Origin of the sequence: Pseudomonas sp. ADPe, assembly GCF_014843515.1 — a bacterium.
Classification (GTDB): Bacteria; Pseudomonadota; Gammaproteobacteria; order Pseudomonadales; family Pseudomonadaceae; genus Pseudomonas; species Pseudomonas citronellolis.
In genome coordinates, this window is sequence record NZ_CP062122.1 from 5,276,466 (window position 1) to 5,296,994 (window position 20,529).

At 69.1% G+C, this 20,529-nt stretch carries 17 protein-coding genes; 7 read left to right on the forward strand and 10 right to left on the reverse strand.

The features are described from left to right. The first annotated feature begins 53 nt into the window (after positions 1-53). The 5 genes from IG194_RS24050 (at position 54) to IG194_RS24070 (ending at position 5,101) form a co-directional block, all read left to right on the forward strand. Complete coding sequence (locus IG194_RS24050) at positions 54-1,493, forward strand: PLP-dependent aminotransferase family protein (protein WP_058071001.1); 1,440 nt, start codon at positions 54-56, stop codon at positions 1,491-1,493. A gap of 89 nt (positions 1,494-1,582) precedes the next feature. Beyond that, positions 1,583-3,244: a vWA domain-containing protein gene (locus tag IG194_RS24055; RefSeq protein ID WP_058488950.1), complete on the forward strand. Its 1,662-nt coding sequence runs from the start codon at positions 1,583-1,585 to the stop codon at positions 3,242-3,244. Between the two features lies 1 nt (position 3,245). Next, the gene (locus IG194_RS24060; protein WP_082996383.1) at positions 3,246-3,830 is read left to right on the forward strand and encodes an RNA polymerase sigma factor; all 585 of its coding nucleotides are present in this window, start codon (positions 3,246-3,248) and stop codon (positions 3,828-3,830) included. After that, complete coding sequence (locus tag IG194_RS24065; protein WP_058488951.1) at positions 3,827-4,459, forward strand: hypothetical protein; 633 nt, start codon at positions 3,827-3,829, stop codon at positions 4,457-4,459. Before IG194_RS24060 ends, IG194_RS24065 begins: the two co-directional genes overlap by 4 nt. Positions 4,460-4,567: 108 nt before the next feature. Then, positions 4,568-5,101: a hypothetical protein gene (locus IG194_RS24070; RefSeq protein WP_064987667.1), complete on the forward strand. Its 534-nt coding sequence runs from the start codon at positions 4,568-4,570 to the stop codon at positions 5,099-5,101. A gap of 310 nt (positions 5,102-5,411) precedes the next feature. On the opposite strand, the gene IG194_RS24075 is transcribed toward IG194_RS24070, so the two are convergent. The 8 genes from IG194_RS24075 to IG194_RS24110 all read right to left on the reverse strand — a co-directional run bounded on the left by IG194_RS24075 (position 5,412) and on the right by IG194_RS24110 (position 17,140). After that, positions 5,412-7,238, reverse strand: a complete 1,827-nt coding sequence (locus IG194_RS24075) for a long-chain-acyl-CoA synthetase (protein ID WP_058488953.1) — start codon at positions 7,236-7,238, stop codon at positions 5,412-5,414. A 176-nt stretch (positions 7,239-7,414) separates the two neighbouring features. Continuing rightward, a complete protein-coding gene (locus IG194_RS24080; protein WP_058488954.1) occupies positions 7,415-8,236 on the reverse strand; it encodes an SDR family oxidoreductase in 822 nt (273 codons plus the stop codon). A 224-nt stretch (positions 8,237-8,460) separates the two neighbouring features. Further along, the gene (gene atuF, locus IG194_RS24085; RefSeq protein ID WP_058488955.1) at positions 8,461-10,449 is read right to left on the reverse strand and encodes a geranyl-CoA carboxylase subunit apha; all 1,989 of its coding nucleotides are present in this window, start codon (positions 10,447-10,449) and stop codon (positions 8,461-8,463) included. A gap of 64 nt (positions 10,450-10,513) precedes the next feature. Continuing rightward, positions 10,514-11,311 (reverse strand): isohexenylglutaconyl-CoA hydratase, encoded by a 798-nt coding sequence (atuE, locus tag IG194_RS24090; protein ID WP_058488956.1) that lies wholly within the window; start codon positions 11,309-11,311, stop codon positions 10,514-10,516. Positions 11,312-11,418: 107 nt separating this feature from the next. Continuing rightward, positions 11,419-12,579: a citronellyl-CoA dehydrogenase gene (atuD, locus tag IG194_RS24095; RefSeq protein ID WP_058070993.1), complete on the reverse strand. Its 1,161-nt coding sequence runs from the start codon at positions 12,577-12,579 to the stop codon at positions 11,419-11,421. A 162-nt stretch (positions 12,580-12,741) separates the two neighbouring features. Next, positions 12,742-14,358, reverse strand: coding sequence for a geranyl-CoA carboxylase subunit beta (gene atuC, locus IG194_RS24100; protein WP_058488957.1), 1,617 nt, complete (start codon positions 14,356-14,358; stop codon positions 12,742-12,744). A 3-nt stretch (positions 14,359-14,361) separates the two neighbouring features. Next, positions 14,362-15,237, reverse strand: a complete 876-nt coding sequence (locus IG194_RS24105; protein ID WP_058488958.1) for an SDR family oxidoreductase — start codon at positions 15,235-15,237, stop codon at positions 14,362-14,364. A gap of 106 nt (positions 15,238-15,343) precedes the next feature. Continuing rightward, positions 15,344-17,140, reverse strand: coding sequence for an acyclic terpene utilization AtuA family protein (locus tag IG194_RS24110; protein ID WP_058488959.1), 1,797 nt, complete (start codon positions 17,138-17,140; stop codon positions 15,344-15,346). 222 nt (positions 17,141-17,362) lie between these two features. Here IG194_RS24110 and IG194_RS24115 point away from each other — a divergent pair, with 222 nt between their 5' ends. Further along, on the forward strand, positions 17,363-17,986 hold the full coding sequence (locus IG194_RS24115) for a TetR/AcrR family transcriptional regulator (RefSeq protein WP_009621522.1): 624 nt from the start codon (positions 17,363-17,365) through the stop codon (positions 17,984-17,986). Here the strand turns inward: IG194_RS24115 and IG194_RS24120 are convergent, their stop codons facing one another. Continuing rightward, positions 17,987-18,751 carry a CPBP family intramembrane glutamic endopeptidase gene (locus IG194_RS24120; RefSeq protein WP_009621524.1) on the reverse strand — a complete coding sequence of 255 codons (765 nt, stop codon included), beginning with the start codon at positions 18,749-18,751 and terminating at the stop codon, positions 17,987-17,989. It lies immediately after the preceding gene. A 108-nt stretch (positions 18,752-18,859) separates the two neighbouring features. Further along, positions 18,860-19,033: a DUF2897 family protein gene (locus IG194_RS24125; protein ID WP_009621525.1), complete on the reverse strand. Its 174-nt coding sequence runs from the start codon at positions 19,031-19,033 to the stop codon at positions 18,860-18,862. A 194-nt stretch (positions 19,034-19,227) separates the two neighbouring features. Here IG194_RS24125 and IG194_RS24130 point away from each other — a divergent pair, with 194 nt between their 5' ends. Beyond that, complete coding sequence (locus IG194_RS24130; protein ID WP_058488960.1) at positions 19,228-20,529, forward strand: sensor histidine kinase; 1,302 nt, start codon at positions 19,228-19,230, stop codon at positions 20,527-20,529.

Sequence of the window (20,529 nt, forward strand, 5' to 3'; positions counted from 1 at the left end):
CAGTTTCGAGTTTTTGGCTACTGTTTCGGTCCAATGCCCGAGGGATCGCCGCCATGAGCAATCTGCTTCTGTACCAACGCATCGCCCAGCAACTCGCCGAGGACATCCGCCGCGGCGTCTACCAGCCGGGCGAGCGCGTGCCCTCGGTACGCAAGCTGAGCACCCAGCTCAACGTCAGCCACGCCACCGTGCTGCAGGCCTACGCCACCCTGGAGGACCAGGGGCTGATCCGCGCGCGCCCGCAGTCCGGCTTCTACGTGCACCACACCCCGGCGCTGACCGCCTCGACCCCGGACATCGCGCGGGTCGAGCGCCCGGGCCTGGTGACCCGCAGCAGCATCATCAACCAGGTGCTGGCCGAGGCGCGCCGCGAGGGCGTGTTCCCCCTGGGCGCGGCGGTGCCCCACGTGGACTACCTGCCGGTGCGCGCGCTGCACCAGCAACTGGCCAAGGTCACCCGCTTCTCCAGCCCGCGGGCCTTCAGCTACATGTTCAGCCCCGGCTACGAGCCGCTGCGCCGCCAGGTGGCGATCCGCATGCGCGACGCCGGCGTGGTGGTCGATCCCAGCCAGGTGACCATCACCCACGGCTGCGTGGACGCCATCCACATGGCGCTGCGGGTGATGACGCGCCCGGGCGACCTGATCGCCACCGAGTCGCCCAGCTACTACGGCCTGCTGCAACTGGCCGACATCCTCGGCCTGAAAGTCATCGAGATCCCCAGCGACCCGCTCACCGGCATCAGCCTGGAGGCCCTGCAGCTCGCCGCCAACCAGTGGCCGATCAAGGCCCTGGTGCTGACCGCGCGGCTGTCCAACCCGCTGGGCGGGACCATCCCCGAGGAGCGCCAGAAGCAACTGCTCAAGCTCACCGCCGAGCACAACATCGGGGTGATCGAGGACGACATCTACGGCGAGCTGATGTTCGACGAGGGCCAGACCAAGTCACTCAAGGCCCATGACCGCGAGGGCCGGGTGGTGTACTGCTCGAGCTTCTCCAAGACCATCTCGCCGGGAGTGCGCATCGGCTGGATCATCGCCGAGCGCTACCAGGAGGAAATCCGCCGCCTGCAGACCTTCACCACGCACTCGGCGTGCACGGTGACGCAGATGGGCGTGGCCGCCTACCTGGAGAACGGCGGCTACGACCGCCACCTGCGCTACATCCGCCAGGAGTACCGCAAGAACATGACCGCCTACCAGTTGGCGGTGCAGCAGTACTTCCCCGAAGGCACGCAGATGACCCGGCCCAAGGGCGGCTTCATCCTCTGGGTCAGCCTGCCGGCCAAGGTGAACACCAAGGAACTGCACGTGCGCGCGCTGGAGCAGGGCATCAGCATCGCCCCGGGGCTGATCTTCAGCAACACCGAGCAGTTCAACAACTGCCTGCGCCTGACCTGCGGCATCCCGTGGAACCGCGAGGCGGAGCGGGCGATCATGACCCTCGGCATGCTGGCCTGCCAGCTGTGCCAGGAGGAGCAGATCGCTGCCTGAAACACCTGGGGTTGAATAGGGTTGATGCTTAACCCGTTTTGGCTGACGGCCTCGTCTGAAGGTTTGACTCCTTCACCGAGGCCGCCGTCATGTCCCTTCCCGCTTCCGCCTTCCGTCCCCTCGCCATCGGCCTGCTGCTGGCCGTGGGCGGTTGTGGCCAGTCCACCCAGCAACAGGCCGCCCAGCCTTCGATGACGAAACAGGCGCCGCGCGCCGACCTGGCCGCCAAGCGCGAGGCCCGCCGCGCCACGCCGGCCGCCACGCCGATGCTGGAAAGCTACGCCCTGCCCGTGGCGCCCGAGCCGTTGCCGGCCGGCTATCGCGACCAGGACCGCGAGCAATACCAGAAGCTGGCGCAGAACCCGGTACACAGCGTCGCCGAGGCGCCGGTGTCGACCTTCAGCATCGACGTGGACACCGGCAGCTACGCCAACGTCCGCCGCCTGCTCAACGAGGGCCGCCTGCCGCCCCAGGGCGCGGTGCGCCTGGAAGAGATGCTCAACTACTTCCCCTATGCCTACGCGCCGCCCAGCGACGAGAGCCCCTTCGGCATCACCACCGAGCTGGCGCCGTCGCCATGGAACCCGCACACCCGGCTGCTGCGCATCGGCATCAAGGCTTCGGAGAGCAGCGTCGAGCAACTGCCGCCGGCCAACCTGGTATTCCTGGTGGACGTCTCCGGCTCCATGGACCGCCGCGAAGGCCTGCCGCTGGTGAAGGGCACCCTCAAGCTGCTGGTGGACCAGCTGCGGCCGCAGGACAAGGTATCGCTGGTGGTCTATGCCGGCGACTCGCGGGTGGTGCTGGAACCCACCTCGGGCAAGGACAAGGCGAAAATCCGCGCCGCCATCGAGCAATTGCAGGCCGGTGGCTCCACCGCCGGCGCGGCGGGCATCGAGCTGGCCTACCGCATGGCGCAGCAGGGTTTCATCGACAAGGGCATCAACCGCATCCTGCTGGCCACCGACGGCGACTTCAACGTCGGCATCAGCGACTTCGACAGCCTCAAGGCCATGGCCGCCGAGAAGCGCCGCAGCGGGGTGTCGCTGACCACCCTGGGCTTCGGCGTGGACAACTACAACGAGCGCCTGATGGAGCAGCTGGCCGACGCCGGCGACGGCAACTACGCCTACATCGACAACCTGCGCGAGGCGCGCAAGGTGTTGGTGGAGCAGCTCAGCTCGACCCTCGCGGTGCTGGCGAAGAACGTGAAGCTCCAGCTGGAATTCAACCCGGCGCAGGTCAGCGAGTACCGCCTGCTGGGCTACGAGAACCGCGCGCTGAAGCGCGAGGACTTCAACAACGATCAGGTCGACGCCGGCGAGATCGGCGCCGGGCATACGGTCACCGCGCTCTACGAAATCGTCCCGAAAGGGCAGAAGGGCTGGCTCGAACCGCTGCGCTACCAGGCCGAGGCCAAGCCCGCCGGCAAGGGCGACGAACTGGCCTGGCTGCGGGTGCGTTGGCAGAGGCCGGAGGGCGGGCCCAGCCAGCTCGTCGAACGCCCGATAGCCACAACCGGCGCTACCGATCTGGCCCGGGCCAGCGACGACCTGCGCTTCGCCGCGGCGGTGGCGGCCTTCGCCCAGCAGCTCGACGGTGCGCGCTACACCGGCGGCTTCGACCTGGGCGATACTCTGGCCCTGGCCCGAAGCGCGCGCGGCGAGGACCCGTTCGGCCTGCGCGGCGAATTCCTCCAGCTCGTCGAGCTGGCGCGCAGCCTGCAAACCCCCTTGGCACGGAACCCCTGACTTGACCACGGACGAAGACGACGCCGCGCTGCTGCGGCGCTACCGCAAAGGCGATGCCGAGGCCTTCGCCGCGCTCTACGCGCGCCATCGCCTGGGCCTGTACCGCTTTCTCTGCGGCCTGGGCGGTGACGTCGCGCAGGCCGAGGAAGTGTTCCAGGAAACCTGGCTGAGCCTGATCCGCAGCGACAGCGAGCCCGAGGGCCGGGCCAGCTTCCGCACCTGGCTGTACCGGATCGCCCGCAACCGGCTGATCGACCACTGGCGGCGCAACGGCCGGCGCAGCGCGCAGCACGAGGCCTTCGACGAGCAGTTGCACGGCGAGGCGCTGCCCGGCGAGGCCGAGGACCCGCTGCGGCAGCTGAGCCTGAGCCGCGACCGCGAGCGCCTGCAGCAGGCCCTGGAGGCGTTGCCCGGCGAGCAGCGCGAAGTGTTCCTGCTGCGCGCCCACGGCGACCTGGAACTGCAGGAGATCGCCGAACTGACCCGCACGCCCGCCGAGACGGTGAAGAGCCGCCTGCGCTACGCGTTGCAGAAACTGCGCCGGTTGCTCGCCGACCCGGCGGCGACCCAGGAGGTAGCCCCATGACCCGCCATCCGCAGCGGCCGGACGCCGAGGAAGCCGAGCTGCTCGAGCATTTCCGCCGGCACGGCGGCGAGCAGCCCCCGGCGCAGCTGGACGCCCGCATCCTGGCCGCGGCCCGCGCCGCCGTGCAGCCGCGCGCGAATGCCTGGCAGCGCCTGGGCCGCTGGTTGTTCGGCCGGCCGCAGCGCTGGTCGGTGGCCCTGGCCGGGGTGGCGACCCTGGGCATCGGCCTGAGCCTGGCCTTGCGCACCTTCGAGGAAGCCCCGCGCTACGACGCCGTCGCGCCGGCCATGGCCCCGGCGCCCAAGGCCGAATCCATGGCCCGCTCCGCCCGCCAGGCCGCCCCGGCGCTGTACTCGGCGCCGGCCGCCCCCGCCGTGGCGCCGGCGCCGCAGCTGGAGCAGCGCAAGCAGATGGCGGAAAGCGCGGTAGCCGCTGACGAGGCAGCACCCATGGCCAAACGCAGCGCCGAGCCGGCCCCGGCGGAACCGCAGGCCAGCCTGCGGCGCCTGGCCGAGTTGCGGCAAAAGGGCGACCAGGCGGCCGCCGCGAGCCTGCGCGAGGACCTGCAGCGGCGTTATCCGCGGCTGGATATCGACGCCGAGCTGCGGCGCCTGGAGGCCCGCCCTTGAGAGCCTGAGCGCGTCCATCGGAATTGCCTTCGGATTGATCCGAGCCTCTTGTCTTACAGATCAACTAAGGCGAGGATGGCGCGCCCCTGGCCATTTGCCTGCCCCGTGATGTTGCGACGCTTCGTTCTGCTGACCCTCCTGCCGCTGTTGCTGAGCGCCTGCGGCGATGCCGACAAGACGCCACCGGCCAAGGCCGAGGCGCCCGCGGTGGCGCCCGCCGCCCCGGCGGAAAAGGCCCCGCCGCCCGAACCCGCAGCGCCGCCCAGGCCGGCGCCCGCCGCCAGCGCGAAGCCGGCCGCGCCCAAGGCGGAACTGGGCAAGCCCCTGGCCCCCGAGCGCCTGCCGGTGGCCGACGCCAAGCCGAAGAAAGCCGCCGAGCCCAGCGTGAACAAGCCGCTGCCGCCCTCCAAGCTCGACCTGCGCCTGCCCAGGGACATGCTGCACGGCCTGGAACCGGGCCGCGCCCTGCGCGAGGACCTGGACAAGCCGCTGCTGCCGCCGATGTTCGAGGAGAAGGAGAGCCCGTTCCAGGTGGGTGGCCGGTTGATCCAGCGGGAGCGCGGGGAGCGCAGCGATCCCAGTGACGACAGCTGGCATTCGGAGATTCGTGGGGCGGAGGTGCAGTTTCAGTTTCGGAATTGAGTTGGGGGGCTCTTCGTAGGAGTTTGCTCGCGAACAGCCGAGTCAAGCTCGACTCCGGAGCGATGTCGAAGTCCGTCCCCTCTCCCCAGCCCTCTCCCTGAAGGGAGAGGGGGCTTGTCCGTGCCGGCTGAAGGTATGGTTTCAGCCGGATGCCGTAACGTCCGGCTGACTCAGGAATATCCAAGCACTCCGAACGGTCCCCTCTCCCTTCAGGGAGAGGGTTAGGGAGAGGGCGCTCTTCAGGGCACGCACCACGCCCAATTTGGAAACCCCTTCGCGAGCAAGCTCGCTCCCACGAAAGAAAAGCCCGTCAGAACCGATGTTCCCCGCGCTGGATCGCCCCGAACACCCCCTCATCCAGCAGCCGATAATCCACCTCGCCCGGCAACCGCACGAACAGCGCCTCGCCAACCTGCCGCGGATCGAACCCGGCGCTCTTCAGGTCGGCCTTCTTGTACTTGAAGGTCCCGGTGGTTTCCACCTGCTGCAGCAGGCGCAGGAACAGCGGCACGGCATAGGCCGGCAGTTCGCGGTCCAGGTGTTCGGCCAGTGCCTTGCCGTCCAGCGCCTGGCCGGGCGCCAGGCGTAGCGCGGCCATGCCGCAGCGGCCGTCGGTGCCGGGGATTTCCACGCCGTAGACCACCGCGTCTTCCACGCCGGGGAAGGCGCCGAGGACGTTTTCCACCTCGGTGGTGGAGACGTTCTCGCCCTTCCAGCGGAAGGTGTCGCCCAGGCGGTCGACGAACTGGGTGTGCTTGAAGCCCAGGTCGCGCATCAGGTCGCCGGTGTTGAACCAGGCGTCGCCCTGCTTGAACACGTCGCGGTAGATCACCGCCTGGGTCTTGGCCGGGTCGGTGTAGCCGTCGAACGGCCACTTGTCGCTGATCTCGCTGATCAGCAGGCCCGACTCGCCCTTGCCGACCTTCTCCATGAAGCCCTTGGCGTCGCGCAGAGGCCGGTCGTTTTCCAGGTCGTAGCGGACGATGGCGTAGGTGGCCGGGGAGAAGCCCACGGTGTTGTCGAAATTGAACACGTTGGTGAAGCCGATGTTGCCTTCGCTGGCGGCATAGAACTCGGTGATGCGCTCGATGCCGAAGCGGTTCTTGAACTCGCCCCAGATGGACGGGCGCAGGCCGTTGCCGATCATGCAGGTCAGGCTGTTGTCGCGCTCTTCCTCGCAGGGCGGCTGGTTGAGCAGGTAGCGGCACAGTTCGCCGATATAGCCGAAGCAGGTCGCGTTGTAATGGCGCACGTCCTTCCAGAAGGCCTTGGCGGAGAACTTGCGGCGCAGGGCGATGGCCGCGCCGCCGGCCAGCACCGCGCTCCAGCACACGGTGACGGCGTTGTTGTGGTAGCAGGGCAGGGTCAGGTAGAGCACGTCGTCGCGGCCCAGGCCCAGGCCGGAGTGGCCGAAGCCGCCATAGGCCTTGATCCAGCGCCCGTGGCTCATGATCGAGGCCTTCGGCAGGCCGGTGGTGCCGGAGGTGTAGATGTAGAAGCAGGCGTCCTTCAGGCGCACCTGGGTGGTTTCCGCCAGGTTGTCGGAGCTTTGGGCCTGGGCCAGGCGCATCAGGTTGGCCCAGCCCGCCGGGGCCTGGCCGGGGTCGCGCAGGGTGTCGTCGTCGGCCACCCAGTACAGGCGTTCGGCGCCGCCTTGCAGGTTGGCGCGGACTTCGTCGAAGGCCTCGCGCAGTTCCTCGCCGACCACGAAGTGGCCGGGGCTGACCAGGTTCAGGCTGTGGGCCAGCACCTGGCCGCGCTGGGTGGTGTTGATCAGCGCGCCCACGGCGCCGAGCTTGGCCAGGGCGGCGAGGGTCACCAGCAGTTCGGCGCGGTTCTCCAGCATCACCGCGACCACGCTGGCGTGCTTCACGCCCTCGGCCTGGAAGGCGCGGGCCAGGCGGTTGGCCCAGCCGTTGAACAGGGCATAGGACAGGCGCCGCTGGCCCTCCAGCAGGGCCGGGGCGTCCGGGTACAGGCGCGCCGCGCGCTCCAGGGCCCAGCCCAGGGACAGGTTCTTCTCGCGGTTGCGGATGCCGGTGTAGTAGAGCCCGCGCAGCATGCGCGGCACGCGCCCGAGGGTGGCGGGCAGGTGGGCGATGAAGCGGGTGGGGGTGATCAGGTCGGCATGGCTCATTGACGCGGGCCCTTGTTGTCATTGTTGTCTGGCGTGTGCACGCCCGTTCGACTCTAGGACGCCGGCGAGGCTGGGGCTATGACTCTGGCGCGTTTTGCGGGGGGCAGTTGGGTCAAGGGGGAGCTGGAAGCTTGAAGCCGGAAGCTGGAAGTCAAAAGCTGCGACGCCTCCAGCCTTTAGTCCAGAAACAGATCCGGCACCAGCGGGCCGCCCTGCGGATCGAAGCGATATTGCTCGAAGTCGCTCACGCCCTGTTCGCGGAGGATTTCCTCGTCGATCAGCAGGCGCCCGCTGATGCTGCGGCCCGTGCTGTCGAGGATGGCGTGGGCGGCGTCGGCCATGATCGCCGGCGTGCGGGCGCGCTTGAAGGCGTCGCGGCTGCCCAGCTCGAACTCGATGGCGGCGGTGGCGATCATGGTCTTCGGCCACAGGGCGTTGACGCTGATGCCGTACTTCCCGAACTCCTGGTGCATGCCGAGGGTGAGCATGCTCATGCCGTACTTGGTGACCGTGTAGGGGCCGTGCTGGGCGAACCATTTTTCGGCCAGGTTCAGCGGCGGCGACAGGCTGAGGATGTGGCCCTGGCTCTGCTTCAGGTAGGGCAGGGCGGCCTGGCTGCAGACCATCACCGCGCGGGTGTTGATCTGGTACATCAGGTCGAAGCGCTTGGGCTCCAGGCGCTCCACGCCCACCAGCTTGATGGCGCCGGCGTTGTTGACCAGCCCGTCGATGCCGCCGAAGTGCTCGGCGGCGCGGGCCATGGCCTCGCGCACGGCGTTCTCGTCGCGCACGTCCAGCTGCAGGGCCAGGGCCTTGCCGCCGGCAGCCTCGACTTCCTCGGCGACGCTGTGGATGGTGCCGGCCAGCTTGGGATGGGGTTCGGCGCTTTTCGCCGCGATCACGACGTTGGCGCCGTCGCGCGCGGCGCGCAGGGCGATCTCGCGGCCGATGCCGCGGCTGGCGCCAGTGATGAAGAGGGTCTTGGCGTTCAGGGACATGGTTTGGCTCCGTGTTCTTGTTGTGTTCGGACTGCACTTGTAGGAGCGAGCTTGCTCGCGAATGGGGTTTCCCGGCGGTTCTGGTGCGTTGGGTTGACTCCGTTCCCTCTCCCTAACCCTCTCCCTGAAGGGAGAGGGTTAGGGAGAGGGCGCTCTTCAGGCTTTGCACCGAAGCCACCAGCAGAACCCCCTTCGCGAGCAAGCTCGCTCCTACGAAAAGCGTTTCAGGCGTCTTCGGCCTCCACCTCCACCAGCAACTGGCGGCTCTTGACCTGTTCGCCCTTGCTCACCTGGATGCGGCGGATAATGCCGTCGACCCCGGCCTTGAGCGGATGTTCCATTTTCATCGCCTCCAGCACGAGCAGCAGCTGGCCCTTGCTGACCCGCGCGCCTTCGCTGACCAGCACGTCGACGATGGCGCCGTCCATCGGCGCCTTGACCGTACCCGACGCCACACCGCCCTGGGTCCCGGCGGGCTCGTGGCTGACGTCGCGCAGTTCCAGGTTGCCGCCGGCGCCATACAGCCAGACGCGTTCGCCCTGGGTATGGTGGGCGATGCGTCGGCGGATGCCGTTGACCTCGGCGACCACCCAGCGCTCGTCGATGGCGATCAGGCTCAGCGCCACCACCGATTCGCCGATGTAGGCCAGCAGCTTGGGCTGCGCGCCGGGCTCCAGCACGTCCAGTTCCACCGCGTGTTTCTGTTCGCCGTCGTGCAACTGGTAGCGCCAAGGCAGGCTGCCGGCGTTGCGCCAGCCGGCCAGGCCGCCCTGGTGCGCGCGGGCGCTGGCCGAGGCCTGGTAGAGCAGGGCGGCGGCCAGGGCCAGTTCGGCGGGCTGTGGCGCCTGCGGGCGCAGGCTGGGGTCGTCTGCGAAGTGTTCGGCGATGAACGCAGTGGTGGCCTCGCCGGCGGCGAATTCGGGGTGCCGGAGCAGGTTGGCGAGGAAGCGCTGGTTGGCCTTCACCCCGAGCAGCACGCAGTCTTCCACGGCGCGCACCAGCTTGCGCCGGGCCTCGTCGCGGGTGGTGCCGTAGGCGATCACCTTGGCCAGCATGGGGTCGTAGAAGGGCGTCACCGCCTGGCCCTCCACCAGGCCGTGGTCGATGCGGATGCCGTCCAGCAGCTGCGGCTCCCAGCGCAGCACTTCGCCGGTCTGCGGCAGGAAGCCGTTGCCGGCGTCCTCGGCGTACAGGCGCACCTCGATGGCGTGGCCGCGCAGCTGGATTTCCTCCTGCTTCAGCGGCAGCGGCTGGCCCTCGGCCACGCGGATCTGCCAGGCCACCAGGTCCTGGCCGGTGACCAGTTCGGTGACCGGGTGCTCGACCTGCAGGCGGGTGTTCATCTCCAGGAAGTAGAAGGCGCCGCTGGCGTCCAGCAGGAACTCCACGGTGCCGGCGCCGACGTAGTTCACCCGCGCCGCCGCCTTCACCGCCGCCTCGCCCATGGCCTGGCGCAGTTCGGCGCCGAGCACCGGGCAGGGCGCTTCTTCGATCACCTTCTGGTGGCGGCGCTGCACCGAGCAGTCGCGCTCGCCGAGGTAGACGAGGTTGCCGTGGCTGTCGCCGAACACCTGGATTTCCACGTGACGCGGGCGGATCACCGCCTTCTCCAGGATCAGCTCGTCGCTGCCGAAGGCGTTCAGCGCCTCGGAGCGCGCGGTGCGCAGCTGCGCGGCCAGCTCGTTGGCCGCCTGCACCAGGCGCATGCCGCGACCGCCGCCGCCGGCGCTGGCCTTGATCATCAGCGGGTAGCCGATGCGCTCGGCCTCGCGGGCCAGGGTGGCGTCGTCCTGCTCGGCGCCTTCGTAGCCGGGGATGCAGGGCACGCCGGCTTCGAGCATGGCCAGCTTGGACAGGCGCTTGCTGCCCATCAGGTGGATGGCTTCCACGCCGGGGCCGATGAAGACGATGCCGGCGGCCTCGCAGGCGCGGGCGAACCCGGCGTTCTCCGAGAGGAAGCCGTAGCCCGGATGCACGGCGTCGGCGTCTGTGCGCTGAGCTGCGTCGAGGATGGCCGCAGCCTTCAGGTAGGACTGGCCGACCGGCGCCGGGCCGATGCACACGGCCTCGTCGGCCAGTTGCACGTGGCGCGCCTCGGCGTCGGCCTCGCTGTACACCGCCACCGTGCGGTAGCCCAGGGCCTGGGCGGTGCGGATCACCCGGCAGGCGATCTCGCCGCGGTTGGCGATGAGAATCTTGTCGAAGCTGGGCATGCTGGTTTCCCTCTCCCCAACCCTCTCCCTGAAGGGAGAGGGGGCTGTCTGTTGCGGCCGGCGGCTACTGCGCCCACTGCGGTTTGCGTTTCTGCACGAAGGCCAGGGTGCCTTCGGCGCCTTCCGCGCCGGTCACGGCGGCGGCGAACTGTTTTGCGGCCTCGTCCAGCAGCGGGCCCAGGGCCTCGGTCTCGCTGGCCAGCAGCAGCGCCTTGGTCTGCGCGTTGGCGCCGGGGGCACAGCGGCGCACCTGTTCCAGGCATTCCGCCAGGCGCTGGCCGAGCGCATCGGCACCGGCCTCGCTGAAGTGCACCAGGCCCAGGCGCAGCGCCTCGCGGCCGTCGAAGCGGGCGGCAGTGAGCGCCAGGCGGCGGGCCTGGGTCAGGCCGATGCGCTTGACCACGAAGGGGGCGATCTGCGCCGGCAGCACGCCAAGGCTGGTTTCCGGCAGGCCGAACTGGGCGCCGTCGGCGGCGATGGCGATGTCCGACACGCAGGCCAGGCCGAAGCCGCCGCCGAGCACCGCGCCTTCCAGCACCGCGACCAGCACCTGCGGCTGCGCCTGGGCCTCTTCCAGCAGGGCGCCGAAGGCGCGGTTCAGCGCGGCGTAGGCGTCCGGGCCGGCGGCGCGGGCGCCGGCCATGTCCTTGATGTCGCCGCCGGCGCAGAAGTGCCCGCCGGCACCGCGCAGGACGATGGCGCGCACTTCGCGTTGGTCGCGCACCGCGGCCAGCACCGCGCGCAGTTCGCCGACCATGGCCAGGCTCATGGCGTTGCGGCTGTCCGGGCGGTCGAGGGTGACGTGCAGCACGCCGCCTTCGCGTTCCAGCAGCAGGGTTTCGCAGTTCGGCAATTCGCTCATGCCGCAAATCCTCATACGATCGCTTCAGGCTTCAGGCTTCAGGCTTCAGGCTTCAGGCTTCAGGCCAGGGCGACGCATCGCCTGCCGCCTGTAGCCTGCCGCCGCTCTCAGCCCTTCTTCTTGCCCGGCAGGGTGCCCATCAGCTTGCAGATGATGCCGAGCATGATCTCGTCGGCGCCGCCGCCGATGGACACCAGGCGGGTGTCGCGGTAGGCGCGGGAGATCGGGTTCTCCCACATGAAGCCCTGGCCGCCCCAGTACTGCAGGCAGGCGTCGGTGACCTCGCGGGCCAGGCGGCCGACCTTGAGCTTGGCCATGGAGGCCAGGCGCGTCACGTCCTTGCCGCGGATGTACTGTTCGGTGGCCTGGTAGGTGAGGGCGCGCAGGCACTCGATCTCGGTCATCAGCTCGGCCATGCGGAAGTGGATAACCTGGTTGTCGATCAACGCCTGGCCGAAGGTCTTGCGCTCCTTGCAGTAGTCGATGGTGGCGTTGACGCAGTACTCCATGCCCTTGATCCCGCTGGCCGCGCCGAACAGGCGCTCCTCCTGGAACTGCAGCATCTGCATCATGAAGCCCGCGCCCTCGGCGCCGATGCGGTTGCGCTGCGGCACGCGCACGTCGTCGAAGAACACCTGGGCGGTCTCCGAGCTGCGCATGCCGAGCTTGTCCAGGTGCGGGCTGACGCTGATGCCCTTGCTCTTCATCGGCACCATGATCAGCGACTTGTTGACGTGGGGCTTGTCGTCGGAGGTGTTGGCCAGCAGGCAGATGAAGTCGGCCGACGGCGAGTTGGTGATCCACATCTTGCTGCCGTTGATCACGTAGTCGTCGCCATCCTTGCGCGCAGTGGTCTTCAGCCCGGCCACGTCGGAGCCGGCGCCGACCTCGGAGACGCCGATGCAGCCGACCATCTCGCCGGCGATGGCCGGGCGCAGGAACTCCTCGCGCAGCTCGTCGGAGCCGAAGCGGGCCAGGGCCGGGGTGCACATGTCGGTCTGCACGCCGATGGACATGGGCACGCCGCCGCAGTGGATGGTGCCGAACTCTTCGGCGGCGACCACCGAGTAGCTGTAGTCCAGGCCCATGCCGCCGAACTTCTCCGGCTTGGAGATGCCCAGTAGGCCGAGGGCGCCGGCCTTCTTGAACACTTCATGGATGGGGAAGCGGCCGTCCTTTTCCCACTGGTCGACGTAGGGGTTGATCTCCTTGTCGACGAAGTTGCGGACGGTGCGGCGGAGTTCTTCGTGTTCCTGGGTGAAGAGCATTTTTGTTGTACTCCTTGAGCCTTGTCTGGTTCCCCACCTCTGGCCCTCTCCCCAACCCTCTCCCTGAAGGGAGAGGGGGCTGTCCGGAGTGGCCGGGTGGTCCGTTGCATGCCGGGTTGCTTTGGCTCCCTCTCCCTTCAGGGAGAGGGAGCCTGTATCAGGTCAGAACCTCGCTACCCCGAAACTGTTGCCCTTCAGCGGCCGTACCGCCGCCTCCGCGCAGATGTCCAGCAGATAGCCCAGCAGCCGGCGGCTGTCGCGCGGGTCGATCAGCCCGTCGTCCCACAGGCTGGCGGTGCCGTAGAGCGCGGTGGACTGGGCGTCGAGCTTCTGCGCGGTCACCTGTTCGAGCATGTCGAGCATCTTCGCGTCGGCCTCCTTGCCCTCCTTGGCGTGCTTTTCCTCGGTGACGATGCGCAGCACCTTGCCGGCCTGGGCGCCGCCCATCACCGCGGTGCGGCTGTTCGGCCAGGCGAAGATGAAGCGCGGGTCCAGGCCGCGGCCGCACATGGCGTAGTTGCCGGCGCCGTAGGAGCCGCCGACGACGAGGGTGAGCTTGGGCACCGTGGCGTTGGCCACCGCCTGGATCATCTTCGAGCCGTGTTTGATCACGCCCAGGCGTTCGGACTCGGTGCCGACCATGAAGCCGGTGGTGTTGTGCAGGAACAGGATCGGCGTGTTGCTCTGCTCGCACAGCTGGATGAACTGCGCCGCCTTGGCCGCGCCCTGCGGGGTGATCGGGCCGTTGTTGCCGATCAGGCCGCAGGCGTGGCCCTCGATGTGCAGGTGGCCGCAGACGGTCTGGGCGTCGAACTCGTTCTTGAAGGCGAGGAAGCGCGAACCGTCGGCGATGCGCGCGATGATCTCGCGCACGTCGTAGGGCTTGCGGGCGTCCGCCGGGACCACCCCGAGAAGCTCTTCGGCCGGGTACAGCGGCTCGTCCCATTGCCTTGTCGGGCGCGCCGGCAGCTGGGCGTTCCACGGCAGGGCGGCGAGGATCTCGCGGGCCAGGCGCACGCCGTCGGCGTCGTTCTCGGCCAGGTACTCGGCGGTGCCGGCGACCTGGGCGTGCAGTTCGGCGCCGCCCAGTTCCTCGTCCGTGGCCACCTCGCCGGTGGCGGCCTTGAGCAGCGGCGGGCCGGCGAGGAACATCTTGGCCTTGCCGCGCACCACCACCACGTAGTCCGACAGCCCCGGCTGGTAGGCGCCGCCGGCGGTGCTGGAGCCGTGCACCACGGTGACCTGCGGGATGCCGGCGGCCGACAGCCGCGCCTGGTTGGCGAAGCCGCGGGCGCCCTCGACGAAGATTTCCGCCGCGTAGTTGAGGTTGGCGCCGCCGCTCTCGGTCAGGGCCACCAGCGGCAGCTTGTTCTCCAGGGCCACCTGCTGCAGGCGCAGGGTCTTCTTCAGCCCGGTGGGCGAGATGGTGCCGCCCTTGATCGCGCTGTTGCTGGCGCTGACCAGGCAGCGCACCCCGGCCACGTAGCCGATGCCGGAGATGATGCCGCCGCCGGCCTGGGTGCCGTCCTTGTCGTCGTGCAACTTGTAGCCGGCCAGGGAGCAGAGTTCGAGGAAGGGCGCGCCGGGGTCGAGCAGCAGGTTCAGGCGCTCGCGCGGCAGCAGCTGGCCGCGCTTGTCGAACTTCGGCTTGGCCTCGGCGGCCTTGTCCAGCACCTTCTGCTCGACCTCGCGGAAGCTCGCCACGGCGGCCAGCATGGCCTCGCGGTTGCGGGCGAAGTCCTCGCCCTGGGTGTCGAGTTCGGAGACGATCACCGGCATGGCTTACTCCTGGTCCTTCAGCACGTCGGGCAGGTAGGCGCGGTGGAAGCCGTTGTAGGAACGGCTCTGCCCGGGCTTGGCCTTGCTCAGCGGGAAGGCACGGCTGCCCTGGCTGGCGGCGCCATCGATGCGGATGGTGTTGCCGCTGATGAAGGCGGCGCCGGGGGAGAGCAGGAAGACGATGGCGGAGGCCACTTCCGACTCGGTGCCGATGCGCTTGAGCGGCACGTGCTCGCGCAGGGTCGGGATCACCGCCTTGAAGGCGCCCTCGTAGGTGTCCATGCCGCTGGAGGCGATCCAGCCCGGCGCCACGGCGTTGACCCGTACCCCGGCGTGGCCCCACTCGACGGCGGCGGTCTTGGTGAAGTTCTCCATGCCCGCGCGGGCGGCGCCGGAGTGGCCCATGCCGGGCATGCCGCCCCACATGTCGGCGAGCATGTTGACGATGCTGCCGCCGGTCTTGCTCATGCTCTGGTTGAACACTTCGCGGGCCATGAGGAAGCCGCCCACCAGGTTGGTGCGCACCACCGCCTCGAAGCCCTTGAGGTTGATCGAGGCCAGCGGCGCGGGGTACTGGCCGCCGGCGTTGTTGACCAGGTGCCGGATCGGCCCGCGCTCGGCGAGCACCTGCGCCACCAGCGCCTTCACCGCCTCCTCGTCGCGGATGTCGCAGCTGTGCCAGCTGGCGCTGCCGCCGTCCTCGACGATTTCGTCGGCGGTCTTCTCCAGCTTCTCGGCCTTGCGCCCGACCAGCACCACATGGGCGCCCAGGGCCGCCAGTTCATGGGCGGTGCAACGGCCGATGCCGCTGCCGCCGCCGGTGACGATTACAGTCTGGCCGGCGAACAGGCCGGGCTTGAAGATCGAGTCGTATGCCATTGTTCTTGTCGTCCTGCTCAAGCGTTCGTTCTTGTCGTAGGAGCGAGCTTGCTCGCGAATGGATTTCCCGGCGACTGCGTTGCCGGGCTGGTTCGCGAGCTCGCTCCTACGAAGAGCTGAGTTCATCGGCGATGTGCTGCGGCACCGCCACCGGGAATTCCAGCAGTTGCTGGGCGAAGGCCTTGCCCTGCGGGTCGATGCGCAGGCTGGCCACGCCGCCGCCGCCCAGGGCGTGCTCCAGCAGGAAGTTCAGGCTGTGGCTGGCCGGCAGGTACCAGCGGCTGACGCGGCCCAGCTGCGGGTCCAGCACGTGCTGCATCCACTCGGCCACTGCGCCTTCGCTCAGCGCCTCGGCGATCCACGGCAGGTACTCGGGCTTGCGCGCCATCACGCCGATGTTGCTGTGGTCGCCCTTGTCGCCGGAGCGCGCCACCGCCAGCCTCACCAGCGCCACGCTGGCCGTGGCCTGGCCGTTGGCGGCAGGGGCTTGCGCGGCCTCGGCCAGGTTCGCCGGGTCGAAGTGCTCCAGCTGCGGCAGGGCGACGGCATGGCTGTCCTCGCCGATGCGCACCGCCAGTTGGCAGCGCGCCTTGTCCACCAGGAAGGAGAACAGGCGGATCACCGGGTACACCGTGGGCCGCCCGCCGACGATGCCGGTCAGGCCCGGGGCCATGCCGGTGGCGGCCTGGGCGATCTCGCGGGAGAACAGCAGCAGTGCCTCCTTGCGGGCGTGGCGCACAGCGAGCTTGACGACGATCTCGCGGCTGTCCTGGCGCCGGCCGTGGGGGCCGTAGGTGGCTTCGCTGCCGAGCAGTTCGATGCTGGTTTCGCGGTAGGGCCCCCAGCCGCGTTCGGCGAACATTTCCTCGGTTCTGGCGATGATCGCCCGGCTCACCCGCTCGGCCTTCTTCACTGCGTCGATGCCGGCGATCAGGCAACTGGCGGTGCAGCGGAAGCCGTCGGGGTAGGTGGCGCTGACCTTGTACTGGCCAGTGGGCGGCAGGCCGTGGGCGCCGCCGAGGGCGACGCGGTCGGGGCCGGCCTGGCGCAGCTGCACGCCGGTGAAGTCGCAGACCACGTCGGGCAGCAGGTAGGCGCGCGGGTCGTCGATCTCATAGAGCATCTGCTCGCCGACGCTCAGCGGCGTGACCAGGCCGCCAGTGCCCTGCGGCTTGGTGACCACGAAGTCGCCGCTGGCCTGCACTTCGACGATGGGGAAGCCGATGTGCTCGTAGTCCGGCACGCTTTCCCAGTCGGTGAAATTGCCGCCGGTGCACTGCGCGCCGCATTCGATGATGTGCCCGGCCAGTGCGGCCTGGGCGAGTTTGTCGTAGTCGTTCCAGGCCCAGCCGAACTCGTGCACCAGGGCGGCGCTGACCACCGCGCTGTCCACCACCCGGCCGGTGATGACGATGTCCGCGCCCAGCGCCAGCGCTTCGACGATGCCGGGCGCGCCCAGGTAGGCGTTCATCGACACGCACATCGGCGGCAGCGGGGCGCCGCTGAACATTTCCACGGTCCCGGCCCTGGCCAGTTCGCCGGCCTGGGGCAGCAGGTTGTCGCCCTCCAGCACGGCGATCTTCAGCTGTACCCCGGCCTTCTTGCAGGCGGCTGCCAGGGCCTTGGCGCAGGCTTGCGGGTTGACCCCGCCGGCATTGCTGATGACGCGGATGCGCTTGCCGGCGATCTCGCCCAGCAGCGGCGCCAGCACCTCGACGAAGTCGGTGGCGTAGCCCGCCTCGGGGTTCTTCAGGCGCGCGCCGGCCATGATCGACAGGGTGATTTCGGCCAGATAGTCGAACACCAGGTAGTCCAGCTCGGCGCCCTTCACCAGCTGGGCGGCGGCGCTGCAGGTGTCGCCCCAGAAAGCCGAGGCGCAGCCGATGCGTACGGTCTTGGTCATTGTTCTGCCCGTGACGGTCGAGAGGTGCTTCGACATTACCAAGCAAGCGCTTGGTTGAAAAGAGGGCATAAGCGCCAGACACCCCAACCAAGTGATGGCCAAGCGCTTGCTTGGTTGCCGCCGCAGGCATACATTTCACCTGTATGCACAAGTACTTGCGTGGCGATCATGGAATCGCCCTGAACAGTGGTGGCCGGATGGCGGACGAGGGGAGAGCAGAGCGTGGATGACCAGAAAGCGCGCGAAGTGATGCTGGAGCTGGTGGCGAACGGGCAGGTCACCGACCCGGAGAGCGCCCGCGGCAAGCTGCTGCAGACCGCCGCCCACCTGTTCCGCGCCAAGGGCTACGAACGCACCACGGTGCGCGACCTGGCCGGCGCCGTGGGCATCCAGTCCGGCAGCATCTTCCACCACTTCAAGAGCAAGGACGAAATCCTGCGCTCGGTGATGGAGGAGACCATCCTCTACAACACCGCGCTGATGCGCGCCGCCCTGGCCGACGCCGAGGACCTGCGCGAGCGCCTGCTGGCGCTGATCCGCTGCGAGCTGCAATCGATCATGGGCGGCACCGGCGAGGCCATGGCGGTGCTGGTCTACGAGTGGCGCTCGCTGTCGCCGGAGGGCCAGGCCTACATCCTCGGCCTGCGCGACATCTACGAGCAGATGTGGCTGGACGTGCTCGGCGAGGCGCGCGCCGCCGGCTACTGCGAGGGCGACCCGTTCATCCTGCGGCGTTTCCTCACCGGCGCGCTGTCCTGGACCATGACCTGGTTCCGCCAGGACGGCAGCATGACCCTCGACGACCTGGCCGAGCAGGCCCTGCTGCTGGTCTACAAGGCCGCCTGATCAGCCCAGGCCCAGGTGCAGCGGGTAGCTCAGCAGCAGCAGGTGCACGCTGTTGACCACCCCGTGCAGGAGGATGGGCACCAGCATGCGCCCGCTGAAGTGCAGCGCCAGGCCGTAGCCGAGCCCGGCGATGCCGGCCACCACGGCGAACTGGCCGCTGAAGGGCAGGTGCGCCAGGCCGAACAGCAGGCTGCTGACAATGATCCCGGCGGGCGCGCCCAGGCGCTCCACCAGCGAGGTCTGCAACAGGCCGCGGAAGATCAGTTCCTCGGTCAGGGCGATCACCGCGAAATTCACCAATAGCCAGATCCATAGGCCGTCGGGCCATTTCGGCCGCCACACCACCAGGCCCAGGGCGGTGGCCAGCAGCGGCACGGCGAACAGGGTGGCGACCACGGTGATGCCGGCATAGTCCGGCGAGGCCCCCGCCAGCGGCGGCCGGCGCAGCCACCAGGCGAGCAGGGTGACGCCGGCCAGCGCCTTGTCCCAGGACAGGCGCAGCGCGTAGGCCGGGGCGTCGGCGGAGAGCTGCCGCGGCGGCCAGAGCGTCCACGACTGGGTGCCGGGCAGCAGGTGCGCGGCCAGGGCGAAGCTCGCCAGCAGGCACACCGGCCACCAGAGCAGCCAGGGCAGGCGTTGTTCGCCGTAGAGTGTCCAGGCGACGAAGAGTGCGCCTATCAAGAGCCCCAGGGGTTGGACGAATCCGAGGGCGAAACCGCCGAGCAGGAGCAACCCTGGCAGCAGCGGGAGTAGCTTCCTGAGCATCGTGTCCTCCATCCACCGGCCGCAGTCTAGGCAATTCGCCCTGCCTGATCCATGCCTGCGGCGGTGAATGAGGGAAATGACCTCGGGCGCCGGGGCGGCCGGCGGCGCTCAGCGCTTGTCGTCGCGGGCGTCCTGGGCGTCCATTTCGGCGTTGCGCTGATGGATGCGCTTGAGCTGCTCCTCGGTCAGCGGCAGCTTGCGGGCGCTATCGCGCAGCAACAACAGGCCGCCGAGGATGGAGCCCAGGGCGAGGGCGATGATCAACCAGGCGTACCAGGGCATGGCGTTCTCCTTGGGATGCGAGCTTTCACCATAAACCCGCGCGCCCGGCTTGTCAGTGCGTGGCGGTGGTCGGACGCAGGCTTGTTGCCGGCGTATGACCTTCCCGTGAAGGATGCGTGGCGCGCGACCGCTGTCACATGATGGCAATCTGGACCTGATTGACTGGCGGACATTTCAGCCAGCGGAGTCCGCCGATGACCACCAGCGCCCTGCACGCACTCCTGCGCGCCGTGGAACCGCTGCAGGCGCAGATGAGCCTCAGCGACGTCGCCGACCGCCTGCTCACCGCCGAGCACCGCGCCTTCCTCTCGCTGCCGGTGGTGGACGGGCAGGGCCGGCCGCTGGGGCTGATCAGCCGCTACACGCTGCAGGACATCTTCATGCAGCGCTTCGGCCGCGATCTCTGGGGCCGCCGCCCGGTCAGCGAGATGATGAATGCCAGCCCCTTGCGGGTGGACATCGAGTGGAGCCTGGAACAGGCGGCGCAGCAGGTCACCGCGCAACTGAAGTACCCGATCACCGAGGACTTCATCCTGGTCGACGGCGAAGGCGTCTACCTGGGCCTGGGCACCGTGCTCGACCTGCTCAAGGCCATGGAGGCGCGCATCGCCCAGCGCAACCGCGTGCTGCGCAAGGCCCTGGTCGACCTGCGGGAGTCCCAGGCGCAACTGGTGCAGTCGGAGAAGATGGCCTCCCTGGGGCAGATGGTCGCCGGCGTCGCCCACGAGCTGAATACCCCGCTGGGCTACGTGCGCAACAACCTCGAGCTGCTCCGCGAGCAGCTCCTGCCGCTGCTGCAACTGGCCGAGAGCCAGGCCGAGCTGGCGGACTGCCTGAACGACGCGGCCTGCGACGAGGCTCGCCTGGCCCAGGCCCTGCAAACCGCCGGGCAGGTGCGCGCGGAAGCCGCCCTGGAGCAGTTGCTGGGCGACCTCGACCAACTGTTCGGCGACACCACCTACGGCCTGGCGCAGATCGGCGAGCTGGTCGGCGGGCTCAAGGACTTCGCCCGCCTGGACCGCGCCATGAGCGAGGAGGTGGACCTCAACGAGTGCGTGAAGAGCGCGCTGCTGATCGCCCGCAACAGCGTCAAGGACAAGGCCGAGATCATCCGCCAGCTCGGCGAGCTGCCGCGCATCGCCTGCGCGCCCTCGCAGATCAACCAGGTGCTGCTCAACCTGTTCACCAACGCCGCCCAGGCCATGGACGGCTACGGCCACATCCACGTCAGGACCTGGGCCGACGAGGCGGCGGTGTACGTCTCGGTGCAGGACAACGGCAAGGGCATGCCCGCCGAGGTGATGGCGCGCATCTTCGACCCCTTCTTCACCACCAAGCCGCCGGGCCAGGGCACCGGCCTGGGCCTGTCGATCAGCTACAAGATCGTCCAGGACCACGGCGGCAGCATCCGCGTCGCCTCCGAGCCGGGGCGCGGCACGCGATTCCTCATCCGCCTGCCGCGCGCGCAGGCCAGCGACCTGAAACGGAGTGCCTGA